The sequence below is a fragment of the Streptomyces sp. NBRC 109706 genome (assembly GCF_000974485.1).
In the GTDB taxonomy this organism is placed as follows: Bacteria; Actinomycetota; Actinomycetes; order Streptomycetales; family Streptomycetaceae; genus Streptomyces.
Genome location: NZ_BBOM01000009.1, coordinates 449,160 through 466,445 on the forward strand (window position 1 = coordinate 449,160; position 17,286 = coordinate 466,445).

The 17,286-nt window shown below is 68.7% G+C and carries 20 protein-coding genes and 2 pseudogenes; 8 read left to right on the forward strand and 14 right to left on the reverse strand.

What is annotated here, in order from left to right:
- Positions 1–8 precede the first annotated feature (8 nt).
- Complete coding sequence (locus tag AOM46_RS21565; protein WP_062214216.1) at positions 9–464, forward strand: NYN domain-containing protein; 456 nt, start codon at positions 9–11, stop codon at positions 462–464.
- Between the two features lie 76 nt (positions 465–540).
- Positions 541–942 (forward strand): VOC family protein, encoded by a 402-nt coding sequence (locus AOM46_RS21570; RefSeq protein WP_062214217.1) that lies wholly within the window; start codon positions 541–543, stop codon positions 940–942.
- A gap of 17 nt (positions 943–959) precedes the next feature.
- Here AOM46_RS21570 and AOM46_RS21575 read toward each other — a convergent pair whose 3' ends face one another.
- The 3 genes from AOM46_RS21575 to AOM46_RS21585 all read right to left on the reverse strand — a co-directional run bounded on the left by AOM46_RS21575 (position 960) and on the right by AOM46_RS21585 (position 2,378).
- Positions 960–1,409, reverse strand: coding sequence for an NUDIX domain-containing protein (locus AOM46_RS21575; protein WP_158920540.1), 450 nt, complete (start codon positions 1,407–1,409; stop codon positions 960–962).
- Positions 1,410–1,451: 42 nt separating this feature from the next.
- Positions 1,452–1,832 (reverse strand): hypothetical protein, encoded by a 381-nt coding sequence (locus AOM46_RS21580; protein ID WP_062214219.1) that lies wholly within the window; start codon positions 1,830–1,832, stop codon positions 1,452–1,454.
- Positions 1,833–2,039: 207 nt separating this feature from the next.
- Positions 2,040–2,378: an ATP-binding protein gene (locus AOM46_RS21585; protein WP_062214220.1), complete on the reverse strand. Its 339-nt coding sequence runs from the start codon at positions 2,376–2,378 to the stop codon at positions 2,040–2,042.
- A gap of 177 nt (positions 2,379–2,555) precedes the next feature.
- Between AOM46_RS21585 and AOM46_RS21590 the strand changes: the two genes are divergently transcribed.
- The 5 genes from AOM46_RS21590 to AOM46_RS21610 all read left to right on the forward strand — a co-directional run bounded on the left by AOM46_RS21590 (position 2,556) and on the right by AOM46_RS21610 (position 4,902).
- A complete protein-coding gene (locus AOM46_RS21590; protein ID WP_062214221.1) occupies positions 2,556–3,419 on the forward strand; it encodes a helix-turn-helix transcriptional regulator in 864 nt (287 codons plus the stop codon).
- 15 nt (positions 3,420–3,434) lie between these two features.
- Entirely contained in the window at positions 3,435–3,635 is a 201-nt protein-coding gene (locus tag AOM46_RS21595; RefSeq protein WP_062214222.1) for a DUF397 domain-containing protein, read from the forward strand.
- A gap of 153 nt (positions 3,636–3,788) precedes the next feature.
- The gene (locus AOM46_RS21600; RefSeq protein ID WP_062214223.1) at positions 3,789–4,076 is read left to right on the forward strand and encodes a DUF397 domain-containing protein; all 288 of its coding nucleotides are present in this window, start codon (positions 3,789–3,791) and stop codon (positions 4,074–4,076) included.
- A 150-nt stretch (positions 4,077–4,226) separates the two neighbouring features.
- Positions 4,227–4,583 (forward strand): hypothetical protein, encoded by a 357-nt coding sequence (locus AOM46_RS21605; RefSeq protein ID WP_062214224.1) that lies wholly within the window; start codon positions 4,227–4,229, stop codon positions 4,581–4,583.
- 43 nt (positions 4,584–4,626) lie between these two features.
- Complete coding sequence (locus tag AOM46_RS21610; protein WP_062214225.1) at positions 4,627–4,902, forward strand: DUF397 domain-containing protein; 276 nt, start codon at positions 4,627–4,629, stop codon at positions 4,900–4,902.
- Positions 4,903–4,912: 10 nt separating this feature from the next.
- On the opposite strand, the pseudogene AOM46_RS21615 reads toward AOM46_RS21610, so the two are convergent.
- The 3 genes and pseudogenes from AOM46_RS21615 to AOM46_RS21625 all read right to left on the reverse strand — a co-directional run bounded on the left by AOM46_RS21615 (position 4,913) and on the right by AOM46_RS21625 (position 7,312).
- Positions 4,913–6,030, reverse strand: a pseudogene (locus AOM46_RS21615) (FAD-dependent oxidoreductase).
- Positions 6,027–6,920 (reverse strand): sigma-70 family RNA polymerase sigma factor, encoded by an 894-nt coding sequence (locus AOM46_RS21620; RefSeq protein WP_062214226.1) that lies wholly within the window; start codon positions 6,918–6,920, stop codon positions 6,027–6,029. The pseudogene AOM46_RS21615 and the gene AOM46_RS21620 overlap by 4 nt, the downstream one beginning before the upstream one ends.
- The gene (locus AOM46_RS21625; RefSeq protein ID WP_062214227.1) at positions 6,917–7,312 is read right to left on the reverse strand and encodes a VOC family protein; all 396 of its coding nucleotides are present in this window, start codon (positions 7,310–7,312) and stop codon (positions 6,917–6,919) included. Before AOM46_RS21625 ends, AOM46_RS21620 begins: the two co-directional genes overlap by 4 nt.
- 192 nt (positions 7,313–7,504) lie before the next feature.
- On the opposite strand from AOM46_RS21625, the gene AOM46_RS21630 reads away from it, so the two are divergent.
- Positions 7,505–8,020, forward strand: a complete 516-nt coding sequence (locus AOM46_RS21630) for a DinB family protein (protein ID WP_062214228.1) — start codon at positions 7,505–7,507, stop codon at positions 8,018–8,020.
- On the opposite strand, the pseudogene AOM46_RS34760 reads toward AOM46_RS21630, so the two are convergent.
- The 8 genes and pseudogenes from AOM46_RS34760 to AOM46_RS21665 form a co-directional block, all read right to left on the reverse strand.
- A pseudogene (locus AOM46_RS34760) lies at positions 8,020–8,202 on the reverse strand (IS5/IS1182 family transposase); the annotation flags it as partial. The gene AOM46_RS21630 and the pseudogene AOM46_RS34760 overlap by 1 nt on opposite strands.
- 72 nt (positions 8,203–8,274) lie before the next feature.
- A complete protein-coding gene (gene dxs / locus AOM46_RS21635; RefSeq protein WP_062214229.1) occupies positions 8,275–10,194 on the reverse strand; it encodes a 1-deoxy-D-xylulose-5-phosphate synthase in 1,920 nt (639 codons plus the stop codon).
- Positions 10,195–10,352: 158 nt separating this feature from the next.
- Positions 10,353–11,582 (reverse strand): sugar ABC transporter permease, encoded by a 1,230-nt coding sequence (locus AOM46_RS21640; protein ID WP_062214230.1) that lies wholly within the window; start codon positions 11,580–11,582, stop codon positions 10,353–10,355.
- Entirely contained in the window at positions 11,579–12,397 is an 819-nt protein-coding gene (locus tag AOM46_RS21645) for an ATP-binding cassette domain-containing protein (protein ID WP_062214231.1), read from the reverse strand. Before AOM46_RS21645 ends, AOM46_RS21640 begins: the two co-directional genes overlap by 4 nt.
- Before the next feature lie 118 nt (positions 12,398–12,515).
- The gene (locus tag AOM46_RS21650) at positions 12,516–13,637 is read right to left on the reverse strand and encodes a sugar ABC transporter substrate-binding protein (protein WP_062214232.1); all 1,122 of its coding nucleotides are present in this window, start codon (positions 13,635–13,637) and stop codon (positions 12,516–12,518) included.
- Positions 13,638–13,923: 286 nt separating this feature from the next.
- Positions 13,924–15,105, reverse strand: coding sequence for an ROK family transcriptional regulator (locus tag AOM46_RS21655; RefSeq protein WP_062214233.1), 1,182 nt, complete (start codon positions 15,103–15,105; stop codon positions 13,924–13,926).
- Positions 15,106–15,282: 177 nt separating this feature from the next.
- The gene (locus AOM46_RS21660) at positions 15,283–16,221 is read right to left on the reverse strand and encodes a carbohydrate ABC transporter permease (protein WP_062214234.1); all 939 of its coding nucleotides are present in this window, start codon (positions 16,219–16,221) and stop codon (positions 15,283–15,285) included.
- 49 nt (positions 16,222–16,270) lie between these two features.
- Entirely contained in the window at positions 16,271–17,248 is a 978-nt protein-coding gene (locus tag AOM46_RS21665; protein WP_078857056.1) for a carbohydrate ABC transporter permease, read from the reverse strand.
- Positions 17,249–17,286: the final 38 nt, after the last annotated feature.

A 17,286-nucleotide genomic window follows, 5' to 3' on the forward strand; every position in this document is an offset into this window, starting at 1 on the left:
TCCGTGGTGTGACGGACGAGCAGGAACACGCGGCGGCGTCCGACCCGAGCGAATCGGGTCGGACGCCGCTGCTGTTGGTGGACGGCGCCAATGTGGTCGGTTCGGTGCCGGACGGCTGGTGGCGCGACCGGCGCCGCGCGGCGGAACGACTGCGGGACCGGCTGCGGCACCGGCTGGGCGGCTGGCCGGAGCCGGCGGAGGTGGTGCTGGTGGTGGAGGGCGCGGCCCGTGGCGTCACGTCGGTGCCCGGGGTGCGCGTGGTGTCGGCGCCCGGCAGCGGCGACGACACGATGGTGGAGCTGGTGCGCGCCGAGGCCACCGGACGCCGCTGCCTGGTGGTCACCGCCGACCGCGAACTACGGGAGCGGGTGAGGGTGTTGGGCGCGGAGACCCTGGGCCCCAGGCAGCTGCTCGAACGCGTCGCGAATAATTCTCCCGAGGATTCTTCTCCCGGGGAGCGATGAGTTTCCCCCGGGCCCCTGGTCTGTCCTGGTGAACGTCACCGCACTCGGCGGTGGCCGCCAAACCGAGGGAGTCCTCATGTCCACGATGGTCTTTGTCAACCTGCCGGTCGCGGACCTGGAGCGGTCCAAGGAGTTCTTCACCAAGCTGGGCTACTCGTTCAATCCCCAGTTCTCCGACGAGAACGCGGCCTGTCTGGTGATCAGCGACACCATCTACGCGATGCTGCTGGTGAAGCCGTTCTTCAAGACCTTCACCAAGAAGGAGATCACCGACGCCACCACCCACACCGAGGTCATCGTCGCCCTGAGCGCCGACAGCCGCGAGGCCGTGGACGAGCTGGCGGACCGCGCCCTGGCCGCCGGCGGCCAGCAGACGATGGACCCGATGAGCGAGGGCCCGATGTACGGCCGCAGCTTCCAGGACCTGGACGGCCACCAGTGGGAAGTCATCTGGATGGACCCGTCCGCGGTGCCCTGACCGGACCGTCGCCCCGCTCAGAGAAACGCGGACTCGGGGCGATCGCCGTTGATCAGTAAGGGCAGTCGGTTGCGCCGCCCGGCGGACATCACCGCGTACTGCGCCAACGGCGGCGCCTCGCCCCACTCCTGCAACGGCATCCAGGCCGCGGAGGACGGCAACTGCTTGGCATCCGCCGGCACCCTCGGCAACACATGACCGTCCAACACACTGACGATCCGGTTGACTTCACCCTCGTCATCGGTGTCGAACGACGTGGCGAGGACATCCGTCAGCCCCCGCTCATAGCCGGTGGCCTTCCACAGCGCCTCCCGCGCGGCCAGGATCATGCACTTCCCCGGCGGCAGCTCCCCACCCGGCAACACCCACCCGTCCGGACCATGCACCATCAGCACATGATCGGTGGCCGTCGTCGCCAGCACCTGAAACACCATCCGGACGGGCGAACGGGCAATCACGGTACGCACCACAGGGTTCAACTCTCCTTGATCAATGACAACTTGTTGGCTTCAGCGGAGCGCCGGCAGCAGGCCGGCGGCAGCCGTCAGCAGACACATCAACCCGACGAACACCGGCCCGAACCACCCGCCGGTCTGTTCGTCCGGCGTCATCGGCTCCTCCGGCTCGTTCGCCGCGAAGTCCTGGACCAGATGCTGAACGCGCCAGTGCTTCTCGGTGCGCAGCAGGAACATCGTGTGCTCCGGCCGCTGTTGGGTGTGCCCTATGGCCCAGACCGCCATCCGCTGCGGATCGACGTCGTCCACCAGCGGCGAACGGGCCTCACAGGTCATGCACTCCGCACCCTGAACAGCGGGCGGCGCCCCCCGATCCCGCACCTCGCTGAGTATCCAGTCCGCCCCCTTCACCACCTGCGACGCCACCAGACTCATGGCAACTCCCCACTCTTGATCCGATAGTTGGATTCGCTCGCCGAGTTTCGCGCCTTCAACCGCGCGCGCAGCCGCTCATGCGAATCCACGGGAGTTTCGTCTTCGACGGAAGCCGACGCCGACGCGTCCAGCCGGCGCGAACCAGACGGACTTGCCGACCACCCCGTCGTCCCACACATGCCGAAAACACCCGAACCCGTCGGCCATCTACCGCAACAGCCAGAGCCCCCGTCCCGACTCCGCGTCCCAGGCCGGGCAGCGGACGGACGGCACCCCCGGCGACCGGTCCAGCACCTGCACGACCACGACGGCGAGTTGCGACTGGCAGACCGTCAAGCAGCACCAACGCCCCTCAACATGCTTCAGGACGTTCGACAACAGTTCCGATACCCCCAACCGCGCCACCTCCACGGCCTGGGGCGAGGCTCCCAACCCCCGTACCAGGGACGTCACTTCCCCCCGCCAGTACTCGATCGCCCCAGCGCTGACCGTCAACGCCCACCCGTGGACCTGCTGACCAGCGAGGGATCGAACCGGAACGGTCATAGCTCCTCCAGCCTCGACGACACGAGGCGACAGCAAGTCACGTAAGTGACGCGCTCCGTCGCAGAGTTAGGATGACGTGAAACACCACCACCGTGCAAGTGATGCACGATGCATTGCTTCTATCGAGTGACGATGCTCCACCGGCAGTACGCTGTCTGCCGATCAGGGAGGGAGAACATGCCTGAGGACCCGAGACCAACCGTTCGCCGCCGCGTGCTTGGCACCAACCTGCGCCGACTACGCGAGGGTCGTGGCCTCTACCTGGAGCACGCCGCAGGGCACTTGAGCTGCAACCAGTCGAAGATCAGCCGCATCGAATCGGGCCGCAGCCCCATCCGTCCGCTGGACCTCAAGGCCCTGCTCGACCTCTACGAAGTCTCGGACCCCGCTGCCAGAGAAGGCTGGCTCTCAATCGCGCGCGAGAGTCGCCAACAACGGTGGTGGCGCGTCCTGGAGGACCGCCTCCCGCAGGACTTCCTCGACCTGATCGGCCTCGAAGAGGACACGGCGTACTGTCGCGGCTTCCAACCGGGCGTGATCGACGCGCTGTTCCAGACGCCTGATTACGCGGAAGCGGTGATCCGCGCCGGGTCGCCGGACCCTCTCACCGAAAGCAAGCGAACGAAGCTACAAGTGCGTCTTGAACGGCAAGAGGCGCTGACCCGCTCGGAGAACCCGATCTCGGTGTGGATGATCCTGGGTGAGGCCGCGTTGCGGCAGCAATACGGCGGCCCAGAGACGCTCCGACGTCAACTGGACCACGTAATCGAGATCGCTCGCCTTACCAACGTCACCTTGCAGGTACTACCATTTTCAGTTGGCGCCTACCGTGGCGGCCCTTTCCCATTCAAGATCTACCGATTCCCCGAGCCATCCAGCATGGAGGTCATCCTCCTGGAGAACCAGGTGAGCCACACCTACCTTGAGGACCCAGGAGACATCGGCCTCTACTCGGAGATCTTCGACTACCTGCGCGCTACGGCACTTGGCGAGCTGGAGAGCCAGGCTTTGATCAGGGACATCACCAAAGAGACCAAGTAGAAAGAAACAGCAGAAATGCAAGCAAACCAAGCCACATGGTTCAAGAGCAGCTACAGCGCCGAAAATGGCGACTGCGTCGAAATTCGGAGCAGCCTCGACGGTGTTCAGTCTCGCGACTCAAAGGACCACAATGGCCCGTTGCTCGCCTTCAAGGCCGACGGCTGGGCCGCTTTTCTGTCCGCGCTGAACGACGAGCACTACTTCGAGGCGCGCTGACGCGCCAAGCGGGTTCAGAGATCGCCCCTCACACGGGCCTCCACCGACCTGGTGGGGGCCCGTCCACGTCTGGCATCGCCAACTACCCAGCGCCCGGTTCCTTCGGGATAGTGGAAGCATCACCATCCGCTTCCAACCGCGAGGGACCGGACCATGGCAACACGCAACGCCACCTGGTTCAAGAGCAGCTACAGCGGCGGCAACGGAGACTGCGTCGAAGTCGCCTTCCTGGACGAGACCGTGGCCCTACGGGACACGAAGCACACCTGGCGCAAGAGCAGCTACAGCGCGGGCAACGGCAACTGCCTAGAGATCGCCGCACTGAACGGCGACACCCGCGCCGTGCGGGACTCCAAGAACCCGGGCCCCCACCTGACGTTCACCCCCTCCCAGTGGGCCGCCTTCCTCGACCTGGCCACCACGGACCAGCCGGAAGACTGACCCACCCCCGCCTGAACACCACGGGCCTCCACCCCACCGGGTGGAGGCCCGTCCACTTTCCGCCCCGCGCCAACTGATCCCGCATAAGCTGGCGTTCGGTGACGAAGCGATCACCGTCGAAGCCCCACTCACCGAAGGAAGCCGCTCACCATGACAGAACCGGGTCGCGCGTTTCGCGAAGCGTGGATCGCAGGCGTGCAGAAGCACTACCCGGGCGTGCCCAAGCCGGGGTATGTCACGCCGTGGGGTGAGACCCCCGACTGGGAACGCCTGGCCGCCGCAGCCGTCGAGCGGCAGGTCCGCGACTTTGTCGCGGTGAGCGACGGCCGTACGGACGCGCTCAGCCGGGAGCAGAAGGGCCGGTTCGTGGCCATCTGCTGGATCGCCCAGATCCACAAGCACTTCGAGGCCCCGAAGGCCAGCTATGTCGCGGACTGGCCCGAACTCCCGGAGTGGCAACGGGAGACCGACGCGGACATCTTCGAGGCGATCGCACGTGCGTCGTGAGGCCCCTCGCCGGGCATCACCAACAGAAGGGCAGGTACCAATAATGCTTGAGGACAACCCCACCTGGATCAAGAGCAGTTACAGCGGCGGCAACGGCAACTGCGTAGAGGTCGCCATTCTCGCCGCACGGGACACGAAGAACCTCTGGCGCAAGAGCAGCCACAGCGCGGGGAACGGGGACTGCGTCGAGGTCGCGGTAGTGACCGATGCCGGGCGGGCCGTGCGGGACTCGAAGAAGCCCGGCCCGCAGCTGGCGTTCGGCGCCACGCAGTGGACCGCGTTTCTGCGGCTGGCCGTCGGGGAAGGGCCGGTGGGCTGACGGGCTGCGGTCAGGACGGCTGGACCTCGTCGAAGAGGGCGAGGGCTTCGGTGGGGTCGGGGCTCACGAGGCGTTCCAGGCCGGCCGCAGTGATGGTGGCCCAGGTGCCGGCCCGTTCCCACATCCGTTCCTCGAAGGCGCGGACGGCCTCGTCCAGGTCCCCGGGGTCGGCGGCGATCGCCTCGGCGAGTTCCGCGCCTTCCAGCATCGCGAGGTTCGCGCCCGCGCCCAACGGGGGCATCAGATGGGCGGCGTCGCCCAGCAGCGTCACCCCGGGGACATGGGGCCAGCTGTGGGACACCGGAAGGACGTAGAGGGGGCGGTGTACAAAAGTTCCGCCGTGGCGGAGGAGGTCGAGGACGGGGGCGGCCCAGCCGTCGAAGAGCGCCAGCAGGGTTGATCGCACGGCCTCGGCGTCGGCCGGGTCCGGGGCCGGACGCCAGTCCGGCGGAACGCGGAACTGGGCGTAGACCTTGACGTGTCCGCCGCTGTTGCGCTGGGCGACGAGCGCGCGGTTCACGCCGTACACGGCCACCGAGCCGTCGCCGACCAGCCGGGCGAGGTCGGGATGGCGGGCGTCGATGTCGTCCAGGGCGGACTCGACCAGGGTGACGCCGGTGTACTGGGGCGTCGCCGGCGAGACCGCCGGACGGACCCGGGACCAGGCGCCGTCCGCGCCGACCACCAGGTCGAACGTCTCCTTTCGCCCGTCGGCGCAACGGACCAGCACGCGTCCGGGGTCTTGGGCACCACCTCGGCCACCGCTCGTCCCCACTGGACGTCCAGTGGACCGAGCAGCAGGTCGCGGAGTCGCCCGCGGTCGATCTCGGGATTGGCCTGGTCGCCGGGACGGGGTTGCCAGTCGCGGAGGACGGTCCCGTCCGTGTCCAGGATGCGCATGGCCTGGCCCTCGGGACGGGACAGTGCCTGGAACTCCGCCAGCAACCCGGCCTTCTTTAGGGCCAGTTGGCCAAGCCCCTCGTGGAGGTCCAGCGTGCCGCCCGGGGGGCGGGCGTCGCGGGCGGGATCGCGTTCGAGGACGGTGACGGGGTGGCCATGACCGTGCAGGACGCGGGCGAGGGTAAGTCCGGCGGGACCGCTGCCGATCACGGCGATACGGGGGCTCATGACGATCCAACGTACGGCGCCGGGCCTGCATCGGGCCACTCGCTGGTGATCGCGGCAAGTCTGGCGGGGTCGATGACGATGTGGATGTCGGTGATCCGGCCGTCGACCACGGTGAAGGAGATGAGGGAGAGCGGGGTTCCGTCGACGCGCCAGGACAGATAGCCGAGGGTGCCGTTGACCAGCACCGGGTGGTGGTGGACGGCGGTGCCGGCGAACTGGCGGGCGCCGGTGGCGACTTGGGTGGCGCCGAGAGTGACGACCGTGCCGTCGGGGGTGTCGACGGCCAGCCTGACGTTCGGGGCGAGGACGCGGAGCAGCGCCTCGAAGTCGCCGCTGAGGGCGGCGGCGCGGAAGGCCAGGACGGCCTCGCGGTCCTCGCGCCCGGGGGCCGCCGGCCGGTCCTGCGCCCGGACCTTGCGGCGGGCGCGGCTGGCGATCAACTTGCTGGCGTCGGTGGACTTGCCCAGGATCTGGCCGATATCGCGGAACGGGACCGCGAACATGTCGTGCAGGACAAAAGCCAGGCGCTCGTCGGGGGTGAGCGAGTCGAGCACGACGAGCAGGGCGCGGCCGACCGAGTCCGCCCGCGCGGCCTGTTCGTCCGGCGCGGGGGCGTCGTCGGGTGTCACCACCAGGTCGGCGGCGTCCTGGCCGTAGCCCGTTTCGGGGTGGGCCCGGCGGGATCGCAGCAGGTCAAGGCTGAGGCGGCCGACGACGGTGGTCAGCCAGCCGGGCAGGTTGTCGATGGTCGCCGGGTCCTGGCGGACCAGGCGCAGCCATGCCTCCTGCACCACGTCCTCCGCGTCGGCGTGCGAGCCCAGCACGCGGTGCGCGACGGCGCGCAGCCGGTCGCGCTGGGCTTCGAACGCCTCGGGCGAGGGGATGGTCATCGCTTCCGCGGCTCGCGGAGCGAGATGCGGTTGCCGTCCGGGTCCAGCGCCTCGACGCGGATGCCGAACGGGTAGTCCTCGGGCTTGGGCTGCTCGAAGACGACGCCTCGTTGGCGCATGTCCGCGAAGTCCTTGTGCAGATCGTCGGATTCCAGGATCAGCGGGCCTGGCGCGGCGATCCGGCCCTCGTCATCACCCGGCTGTCCCGCCGACGCCGGGTGCGACCAGAGGAGGATGTGCACCGGGCTGTCGGGAAATCCGACGGTCAGAAACCGCCCGTCGGGCCCCGGCGCGTCAAACCGCTTCTGCAGGCCGAGCCCGTCGACATAGAACCCCAGCGCGCGGTCCTGGTCGGTGACATAGACCGTGGCAAACATGAGGTTGGTCAGCATATGCGTTCTCGATTCACTCGTTGGTGAGGCCAGAACGACCGTTCGTATCCGGTCGTCTCCCCCATGACGAGCGCCGAGGCGAAAAGGTAACAGGGCGGGCGGGCCAGTCCGTCCGCGCCGTTGAGGCGGTCATCGACGGGGCCGCCCATTAATCGCTCGTCCGTTCCTCCGACCTGGGGGAAACTCTCCGCGATGACGCCACGAACCGATACGCCTCCCACCTGGGACGAGCGCACGCAGCTGATCACCTTCCTGGACTACGCCCGTGACACGGCGCGAGCCAAGTGCGAGGGTGTGTCCGCGGAAGACGCCCGCAGAGCCCCGCTTCCGAACTCACCGCTGATGACCCTGTGCGGGCTGATCAGCCATCTGCGGTGGGTCGAGTACCACTGGGTCCAGGTGATGTTCCTGGGGGAGGAACCAGCGGGTCCGCTCACGCGGGCGAGCGACGACGACCCCGACCCCGAGATGCGGACAGCGGTCGACATCCCGTTGCCTCGGCTGCTCACCGAATACGAGGCGCAGAGTGACCGCTACCGTGGCCTGCTGTCCGACCACGACTTGAACTCAAGGGCCAAGCGCCCCATCAGCGACGGCCGCCACGTGGACCTCCGCTGGGTGATCCTCCACCTCATCGAAGAGGTCTCCCGACACAACGGGCATCTCGACATCGTGCGAGAGCTGGTCGACGGACGGACCGGCGTCTAGTAGTGGCGGTTGCGGCGGGAGGAGTACGCCTTGTCGCCGCCGAGATGGCCCGGCCGGGTGCGCGGGCGCCCGCCGTGGAGACGGGCAACTCGGACGCGTTCCGTTACGGGGATGAGCTGCGGGGCGTCGCCCCACTGGCCTGGTGTGATCAGCAGGGCAAGCGGGCGGCGCCCGGCCCGTCCGCGCCGCCGCCACCCACACGGACGGGCCCCCGTCCGTGTGGGTGGGGGCCCGTCCGTGTGGGGTGTGCCCGGTCAGTCGGTGGCGCCGAAGGCGGCTGCGCCGGCGGCGTCGAGGCGGCCTTCGAGGCGGGCGACCAGGCCGGTGACCTGGCGGGCGATGGCGGGGCCGGTCAGGCCGGCCTCGGCCAGCATCTCGCCCCGGCTGCCGTGGCCGAGGAACCGCTGGGGGATGCCGAAGTCGCGCAGTGGAACGTCGACGTCGGCATCGCGCAGCGCCTGCGCGATGGCCGAGCCGACGCCGCCGGCGCGGCCGTTGTCCTCGACGGTGACGACGACGCGGTGCTCGGCGGCCAGGCCTGGCAGCGCCGGGTCGACGGGCTTGACCCAGCGGGGGTCGACGACGGTGCAGCTGATGCCCTGCTTGTTCAGCAGCTCGGCCACCTCAAGGCAGACGGGCGCGAGGGCGCCGACGGAGACCAGCAGCACATCGGGCCGGTCGGTGTCGGCGGCGCGCAGCACGTCCATGCCGCCGACCGTGCCGACGGCCGGCACGGGGGCGGCGACCTTGCCCTTGGAGTAGCGGACCACGGTGGGCGCGTCGTCGACCTGGACGGCCTCCCGCAGCTGGGCGCGGAGCTGGTCGGCGTCGCGCGGGGCGGCCAGCCGCAGGCCGGGCACGCACTGGAGCACCGACATGTCCCACATGCCGTGGTGGGAGGCGCCGTCGGGCCCTGTGACGCCGGCCCGGTCCAGCACGAAGGTGACGCCGCAGCGGTGCATCGCGACGTCCATCAGCAGTTGGTCGAAGGCGCGGTTGAGGAAGGTCGCGTAGACGGCGAAGACCGGGTGCAGCCCGCCGGTGGCCAGGCCGGCGGCGGAGACCGCGCCGTGCTGTTCGGCGATGCCGACGTCGAAGACCCGGTCGGGGAACTCCTCGGCGAACCGGCCGAGGCCGACGGGGCGCAGCATCGCGGCCGTGATGGCGACGATGTCCTCGCGCTCGCGGCCAAGACGCACGATTTCCTCGCCGAAGACGGACGTCCAGTCGGCGCCGGAGGCGGAGACCGGCTGGCCGGTGTCGGAGTGGATGACGCCCACGGCGTGGAACTGGTCGGCCTCGTCCTCCCGGGCCGGCTGGTAGCCGCGGCCCTTCTCGGTGAGGCAGTGCACGATCACCGGCCCGCCGAAGCGCTTGGCGCGCTGGAGCGCGGACTCCAGGGCCTGGATGTCGTGGCCGTCGATCGGGCCCACGTACTTGATGCCCAGGTCCTCGAACATGCCCTGGGGGGCGATGACGTCCTTGAGGCCCTTCTTCGCGCCGTGCAGCGTGCCGTAGATGGGGCGGCCGACGACGGGGGTGCGGTTGAGCATCTGCTTGCCGCGTTCCAGCCAGCGCTCGTAACCGTCGGTGGTGCGCAGGGTCGCGAGGTGGTTGGCGAGGCCGCCGATGGTGGGGGCGTAGGAGCGCTCGTTGTCGTTGACGACGATCACCAGCGGGCGGTCCTTGGCACCGGCGATGTTGTTGAGCGCTTCCCAGGCCATGCCGCCGGTGAGCGCGCCGTCGCCGGTGACCGCGACGACCCGGTTGTCGAGGCCGCGCAGCTGGTTGGCCTTGGCGAGGCCGTCGGCCCAGCCGAGCACCGTGGAGGCGTGGCTGTTCTCGATGATGTCGTGCTCCGACTCCTCGCGGGAGGGATAGCCGGAGAGGCCGTCCTTGGTGCGGAGTCCGGAGAAGTCCTGGCGGCCGGTGAGCAGCTTGTGCACATAGCTCTGGTGGCCGGTGTCCCAGAGAATGCTGTCGGTGGGGGACTCGAACACGCGGTGCAGGGCGATGGTCAGCTCGACCACGCCGAGGTTGGGGCCCAGATGGCCCCCGGTCTTCGACACGGCGTCGATGAGGAAGGTACGGATCTCCGAAGCCAGCTCCTCCAACTGGACCGGGCTGAGCCGGTCCAGATCGCGGGGTCCCGAAATACCGGTCAGCAACGCCACCGTTCCTCCTCGCGTCGGGGCACTAACACCATCCGGAGAGTCTAGTGCGGCCCGACCGTCACGGGGATCCCAGCTGCGCGCCAAGTCACCCGGGTCACTGCTGACCCGGGTGACAAAGAACTGTCATGAATAGGGCAGGAAGCGGATTGTCAGGGTAACTATGTTCGTCCTGCGGTGCGTTGGGTCTTTCTCGATACGGAGTCGAGCACGACGGCGACCAACAGAACCGCTCCGGTGATCATGTACTGGATCTCGCTGGCCATGCCCATCAGGTTGAGTCCGGTGGTGATCGACTGGATGACGAGCGTGCCCAGCAGTGCCGACCACACCCAGCCGCGGCCGCCGAAGAGGCTGGTGCCGCCGATGACGGCGGCGGCGATCACGTTCATCAGCAGGTTGCCCGAGCCGAGGCTCTTGGACGCGCCACCGGCCTGGGCGGCCCAGAAGAGCCCACCGAGCGCGGCCAGCGAGCTGGCGATGGTGAAGACGGTGAGCCGGACGCGGGCCACGTTGATGCCGGCCCGGCGGGCGGCCTCGGCGTTGCCGCCGACGGCGAAGATCTGCCGTCCGTAGGTGGTGCGGCGGACGACGAAGTCGACGAGCAGCAGCACGGCCAGGAAGATCACCAGGGCCAGAGGCAGGCCCCGGTGCTGGTTGAGGGTGTAGGCCGTGGCAAAGGCGGCCACCGCCACCAGGCCGACCCGCAGGGCGATCTCGCTCAGCGGGCGGGTGGGCAGCCCGGCGGCCTGTCGGCGCCGTTCCTGGTAGACCAGGGCACCGAGGTACCCGAGGGTGAGCACGGCGGCCAGGCCGTAGGCGGCGGCGATATCGGAGAAGTAGAAGTTGTTGAAGTCCCGCACCAGGCTGTTGCGGGGGATGTTGATGGTGCCCTCGTCGCCCATCGCCCAGATCTGGAGGCCGCTCCAGCCGAGGAAACCGGCCAGGGTGACCACGAAGGCCGGCACTCCGATCTTCGCGAAGAAGAATCCGTGGATGGTGCCGACGGCGGCGCCGGCGAGGATGGCGAGGCCGATGGCGACGAGGTCGTTGATGCCGTGGCTGACCGAGAGGACGGCCCAGATGGCGGCGGACAGGCCGGCCATGGAGCCGACCGAGAGGTCGATCTCGCCCAGCAGCAGCACCAGCACGATGCCGACGGCCATGATGCCGGGGCCCGCGATATAGACGGTGATGTTGCTGAGGTTGCGCGGGGAGAGGAAGGTGCCCGTCTGCGCCTCGAAGACGATGGCGATGATGATCATGCCGATCACCACGGGGATGGAGCCCAGCTCACCTCCGCTGATCCGGCGGCGGAAGTCCTCCACATAGCCGGCGAGGCCGCGTTCCCGCACCAACAGTCGGGGGTCGGGCGCGAGTTTGTCGCTCATGATGCTGTTTCCTCCCCCTGGCCGTCTCCGCCGGCGGTGCTGTCCTTGCGGAGACTGCGGCGGGTGACCGCGTTGTCGGTGGCGCCGGTGATGGCGGCGATGATCTCCTCGCCCGTGGTGTCGGCGGCCCTGAAGACGCCGTTGTTCCGGCCGAGTCTGAGTACCGCGACCTCGTCGGCGACGGCGCGGACGTCTGCCACGTTGTGGCTGATCAGGATGACGCCGAGCCCCCGGTCCCGGAGGCGTTCCACCAGGTCGAGCACCTGGGCGGTCTGCTCGACGCCGAGTGCGGCGGTCGGTTCGTCGAGGATGACCACCTCGGGGTCGCCGACCAGGGCGCGGGCGATGGCCACCACCTGGCGCTGGCCGCCGGAGAGCGAGGCGACCGGGATGCGCACGCTGGGGATGCGGATGGAGAGGGTGTCCAGCAGGTCACGGGCCTGGCGTTCCATGGTGACCTGGTCCAGCACATGGAGGTTGCGCACTTCCCGGCCGAGGAAGAGGTTGGCGACCACGTCGAGGTTGTCGCACAGGGCGAGGTCCTGGTAGACGGTGGCGATGCCGAGGTCCTGGGCGTCGTGCGGCTTGGCGATGCGCACCGTCCGGCCCTTCCAGACGATGCTGCCACTGTCGATCGGGTGGACGCCGGCAATGGTCTTGATGAGGGTGGACTTGCCGGCTCCGTTGTCGCCCACGAGGGCGGTCACTTCACCGGGACGGATCTCCAGGTCGACATCGGTCAGCGCCTGCACGGCGCCGAACCGTTTGGAGACGCCGCGCAACGCCAGAACGGGTTCGACGGGTTCGACGGGCATCAAGATTCCTTCGTGGATACCCCCGCGCGGGAACGGGGGTGGAGAACGGACTCCCACGGAAGTTGGCCCGGGCCCGTTCCTGGGCGGGTGGGTGGAACGAGGCCCGGGCGTTCCGGGGTCAGCCGATGCCGGCTGCCTCGCACGCGTCGGCGAAGTCGGCGGTGCAGATGTCGCTGGCCGCGTAGAACTCGTCGGCGATCACGGTGTCGTTGATGGTGTCGACGGTGACCGGGATCGGCTCCAGCAGGGTGCTGGCGATGCCGGAGTCGGTGGGGCTGTCGACGCTGTCGGGCGCCAGGTCGGCGATGTCCTCGCCGTTCAGCAGCCGGACGGCGATCTCGGCGGTGATCTCCGCCTCGGCGCGCAGGCCCTTGTAGATGGTGAAGGTCTGCTCACCGGTGACGATCCGCTGCAGACCGGCGAGTTCGGCGTCCTGGCCGCCGACGGGGACGTCGTCGATCCCGGCCGCCTGGAGGGCGTTGATGACACCGGCGGCCATGCCGTCGTTGGCCACGTAGACGGCGTCGAAGCCGTCCTCGCCGAGCGACTCGATGGCGGCGTTCATCTCCTCGTTGGCCAGGGCGGAGTCCCAGCCGTCGATGTCCTGGGAGAAGACGATTTCCGCGGTGCCCTCAAGAACCGACTCGGCGCCGCTCTTGAAGAGGGCGGCGTTGGGGTCGGTGGGCGAACCGTTGATCATCACGACCCGGGCGCCTTCGGCCTCGTCGCCCAGGGCGTCGAGCACGGCCTGGCCCTGGAGTTGGCCGACCGCCTCGTTGTCGTAGGAGACATAGGCGTCGATCGGGCCCTCGGCGAGCCGGTCGTAGGCGACCACGGGGACGCCCTCGGCGGCGGCTTCCTCGACCCAGCTGCCGGTGGCGGAGGCGTCCACCGGGTCCAGGATGATCACGTCGACGCCGCCGGTGAGCATCGCGTCGAACTGCTGCTTCTGGAGGTTGGTGTCCTCGCTGGCGTTGCTGTACTGGACGGTACAGTCCTCGCACAGTTCGGCGATCTTGCCTTCGATATAGGGGCGGTCGAAGGACTCGTAGCGCGTGGTGGAGTCCTCGGGCAGCAGCAGGCCGATGGTGCCGCCGCCGGATCCGCCGTTACCCTCGTTGCCGTTTCCCTCGTTGTTGTCGTCGTCGTCGCCACCGCCGGCCTCACCGCAGGCGGCCAGCGCCACCGTCAGGGCCAGGGTCGCGACACCTATCCCGACAAATCGCAGTTGTTGACGCATCGTTACTCATGCCTCCCGCTCGGGCCGCTGCTCCGCGGCCATTCGGTCGGACGAGAGCTAACTCCGGAGGCTTCTTGGCGTCAATACATAAATCCAAGTTCAACCAAACCGATACCTTCCCTTAGGCTCGAAGCGAAGGTTTGGCAACCGTTATGACCGGGCATTAAAGGGCGCCCTCGCCTGGTGGAAAATGGGGCCCTGGTTTCCATTCTGTTCGTTTTACCTCTTGAAGCTTCAACCAGGCGCGCGGGCGCCCGGACCGGCGCTCAGGTGCCCGGACCGGCGCTCAGGTGTCGGGGCCCGCGCCCAGCAGCATTCCGTCGCCCATCTCCCGCAGCACCAGGGCCAGTGCCCCCAACACCTCGGCGCGCGGGCCGAGCGCCCCGGTGGCGAGCGTCAACTGTCGGGCGGCGCTGGGGATGGCGTACCGCCCGACGGAGTCCCTGATCGGGCCGAGGGCGATCTCCCCCGCCTCGGCGAGGTCGCCGCCGAGGACCACCCGGCTGAGGTTGAGCAGATTGCACAACTGCGCCACGGCGGTGCCCACATGGCGGGAGATGTCGCCGATCACCCGCTGGCAGCCCGGATCGCCCTCGCGGGCCAGCTGCACCACGCGCTGCATGGTCAACTCGGGGCCGTGGATGGGGTGGAGCAGCGGCAGCACATGCCGGGCGGCGGTGAACGTCTCCAGGCAGCCCCGGTTGCCGCAGCGGCAGACCGGTCCCGACTCGTCCAGCGTGACATGGCCGATCTCGCCGGCGGTGCCGCCAGGGCCCCGGTAGATCCGGCCGTTGATCACCAGTCCGGCGCCGACGCCGCTGGCCACCTTGATATAGGCCAGATCGCCCGAACCCCGGCCGCTCCCCCAAACCGACTCGCCCAGGGCGCCGAGGTTGGCGTCGTTGTCCACATGCACCGGCACGCCCGTTCTGGCGGCCAGCTCCTCCCGGGGGTTGGTGCCGCGCCAGCCGGGCAGTATCGCGGTCGAGCCGATGGTGCCGCTGGTGATGTCGATGGGTCCTGGGACGCCGAGGCCGATGCCGATGATCTTGCCCCGGTCCACGCCGGCGACGGTGAGCAGCCGTCCGACCAGCTTCTCCGCGCGGTCGAAGCCCTCGTCGGCCGAGGCGTCCACATCGACCGGTTCGGCCTCCTCCGCCAGCACCTGGTGCGCGAGATTGCCGACGGCGACCCGCAGATGGGAGTGGCCGAAGTCCACGCCCACCACGATCCCGGCGTCACCGGAGAGCGAGACGCTGCGCGCCCGCCGGCCACCGGCCGAGGTGGAGCGCACCTCGACCGTGCCCAGCTCCTTCAACTCCCGAACGATGTTCGACACCGTGGCCGCGGACAGCCCGGTGGTCCTGGCGATATCCGCCTGGGTGAGCGATCCGGCGGCGCGAACCGCGCGTATCACCCGCTCCAGGTTGGCCCGGTGCAGCGAGGACTGCGATCCCGGAGTCTTCACGGCTCACTCCACTTCCCTAACCGAGCTTCCCGTCACCCGGCGCAAGCGACAGGGCTCCCGCCGGCCGCCCCACCAGCGACGGGGCACGGCGCCGGGCCCACTATAGGAAGTTCAGACCGCCCCCGGGGGGTCGGCGGAGGAATCCCTGGCCGGGCGGCCCCGAAGTCGTCGCGTTCGCTAACGGATCGCGCCCGCGGTGAGTCCGCTCTGCACCTGCCGCTGGAAGACCACATAGACCACCAGCACCGGCATCATCGCCAGGGTGACGCCGGCGTAGAGGGCACCCCAGTCGCCCTCGTACCCCTGCTGCACCATCAGCGCGGCCAGGCCCTGGGGCAGCACCGCGTCGTCCGGATCGCCGACGTTGAGCACCCGGGGCAGCACGAACTGGTTCCACTGGCCGAGGAAGTTGAAGATGCCGATGCTGATCAGCCCCGGTTTGGCCATCGGCATCATGATCTGGAAGAACGTCCTGGTGTGCGAGGCGCCGTCCAGTGTCGCCGCCTCCTGCACCCCGCCGGGCAGCGTGCGGAAGAAGGCCACCAGGAAGAAGATGGTGAACGGCAGCGAGTACGCGATATAGACGATGATCAGTCCTGGCCGGGTGTTCAACAGGCCGAAGTTGTTGAGCACGAAGAACAGCGGCACCAGGGCGAGGAAGACCGGGAACATCATCCCGCCGACGAACAGCAGATGGATCAGCTTGCTCCCGGGGAACGTGAACCGGGCCAGCACATAGGCGGCCATGGCCCCGAGCAGCATGGTGCCGGTGAGCGAACCCGCCAGGATGATCAGCGAGTTGAGCGCGTAGCGGCCGATGCTCGCGGACGTCCAGGCGTTGCTGAAGTTCTCCCAGTGCAGGCCGGTCGGCAGCCCGATGGGCTCGGAGACCAGCTCCCCGTGCGGGCGCAGGCTGTTGATCGCCACCAGCAGCACCGGGGCCGCCGCCATCACCAGCCACAGCACCAGGAAGGAGTGCGAGAAGACGTTCAGCACGGTGCCGGCCGCCGAGTCCCGCCGCTCGGCGGCGGGGCCGGCACCGGCGTCGGACGCCGACGGATCGCCGGTGGACGGGTCGCCGGTTGACGGGTCCCCGGTGGGTCGGGTGAGACTCATCTGCGGTGCTCCCAAGGGCAGTCGGGGGAAACGAGGGACGGGGCCACGGTCAGAACTCGATCCGCTCGCGTCGACCCAGCCGCATCATCACCGTGGCGAACACCAGGGTGATGAGGAAGAGCGCCACCCCGATCGTGGTGGCGTAGCCGGCCTGCGCGTCCCGGAAGGACTTCTCGAAGAGATAGCTCGGCAGCACGTCCATGCCGTGCTCCGGAACCATCACATTCACCAGCGCGAACGCATCCAGGGCCTGAATTCCCATATAGATCCAGCCCGTCCGCACCGTCTCCCAGGTCAACGGGAAGGTGATCCGGAAGAAGGTGGTGGCCCGGCCGGCGCCGTCCAGCCTGGCCGCCTCGTAGATCTCCGTGGGGATGGCGCTCATCGCGGCCGAGAACAGCACCACATAGAAACCGACGAAGGACCAGCACAGCACGACCAGGACACACCAGATCGCCCAGGAACTCCCCAGCCAGTCCTCCCTGGCCCAGGAGTCGAGGCCCACCGCCTCAAGACCCGCGTTGAGCGCGCCGCTGCGCGGGCTGTAGATCCTGGCCCAGATGACGGCGATGATCGCCAGCGAGAGCACCTGCGGGAAGAAGTAGACGATCTTGTAGAGCCCGGAGCCGGCGACCCCGGAGACGCCGTGGCTCCGCCGCCGCCCGCCCGCGCTCAACATATAGGCGAAGAAGAGCCCCATCGCCAGGGTGACCAGCGGGGCGATCACCAACAGCAGCAGGCTGTTGCGGGTGGCGTCCCAGAACTTGTCGTCGTTCCACATCCTCTCGTAGTTGTCGAACCCGACGAAGTTGTAGTCGCTGCTGTATCCCGTCCAGTCGGTCAGCGAATAGAAGAACGCCTGGAGAAACGGCGAGACGACAAAGAACCCGTACACCAGAAGCGGAAGGGAGAGAAACCAGACGATAAAGCGGTACTGGTCCAGCTTCCGGTATCTCCGGTCGTAACGGACACTCTGTGGAGTGAACCGGGGCGGCAGGAAGAACGCCGCGGTAAGTCGCAGTCTCATACCCGGGGTAAGGCGGTCCTCCGCCTGTTCGGTACTCC

Bases quoted from the DNA above. Each gene is read 5' to 3' on its own strand.
- AOM46_RS21570 (WP_062214217.1), top strand. From the start codon at position 541: ATGTCCACGATGGTCTTTGTCAACCTGCCGGTCGCGGACCTGGAGCGG.
- AOM46_RS21580 (WP_062214219.1), bottom strand. From the start codon at position 1,832: ATGAGTCTGGTGGCGTCGCAGGTGGTGAAGGGGGCGGACTGGATACTC.
- AOM46_RS21585 (WP_062214220.1), bottom strand. From the start codon at position 2,378: ATGACCGTTCCGGTTCGATCCCTCGCTGGTCAGCAGGTCCACGGGTGG.
- AOM46_RS21590 (WP_062214221.1), top strand. From the start codon at position 2,556: ATGCCTGAGGACCCGAGACCAACCGTTCGCCGCCGCGTGCTTGGCACC.
- AOM46_RS21595 (WP_062214222.1), top strand. From the start codon at position 3,435: ATGCAAGCAAACCAAGCCACATGGTTCAAGAGCAGCTACAGCGCCGAA.
- AOM46_RS21600 (WP_062214223.1), top strand. From the start codon at position 3,789: ATGGCAACACGCAACGCCACCTGGTTCAAGAGCAGCTACAGCGGCGGC.
- AOM46_RS21605 (WP_062214224.1), top strand. From the start codon at position 4,227: ATGACAGAACCGGGTCGCGCGTTTCGCGAAGCGTGGATCGCAGGCGTG.
- AOM46_RS21610 (WP_062214225.1), top strand. From the start codon at position 4,627: ATGCTTGAGGACAACCCCACCTGGATCAAGAGCAGTTACAGCGGCGGC.
- AOM46_RS21620 (WP_062214226.1), bottom strand. From the start codon at position 6,920: ATGACCATCCCCTCGCCCGAGGCGTTCGAAGCCCAGCGCGACCGGCTG.
- AOM46_RS21625 (WP_062214227.1), bottom strand. From the start codon at position 7,312: ATGCTGACCAACCTCATGTTTGCCACGGTCTATGTCACCGACCAGGAC.
- AOM46_RS21630 (WP_062214228.1), top strand. From the start codon at position 7,505: ATGACGCCACGAACCGATACGCCTCCCACCTGGGACGAGCGCACGCAG.
- AOM46_RS21640 (WP_062214230.1), bottom strand. From the start codon at position 11,582: ATGAGCGACAAACTCGCGCCCGACCCCCGACTGTTGGTGCGGGAACGC.
- AOM46_RS21645 (WP_062214231.1), bottom strand. From the start codon at position 12,397: ATGCCCGTCGAACCCGTCGAACCCGTTCTGGCGTTGCGCGGCGTCTCC.
- AOM46_RS21650 (WP_062214232.1), bottom strand. From the start codon at position 13,637: ATGCGTCAACAACTGCGATTTGTCGGGATAGGTGTCGCGACCCTGGCC.
- AOM46_RS21660 (WP_062214234.1), bottom strand. From the start codon at position 16,221: ATGAGTCTCACCCGACCCACCGGGGACCCGTCAACCGGCGACCCGTCC.
- AOM46_RS21665 (WP_078857056.1), bottom strand. From the start codon at position 17,248: ATGAGACTGCGACTTACCGCGGCGTTCTTCCTGCCGCCCCGGTTCACT.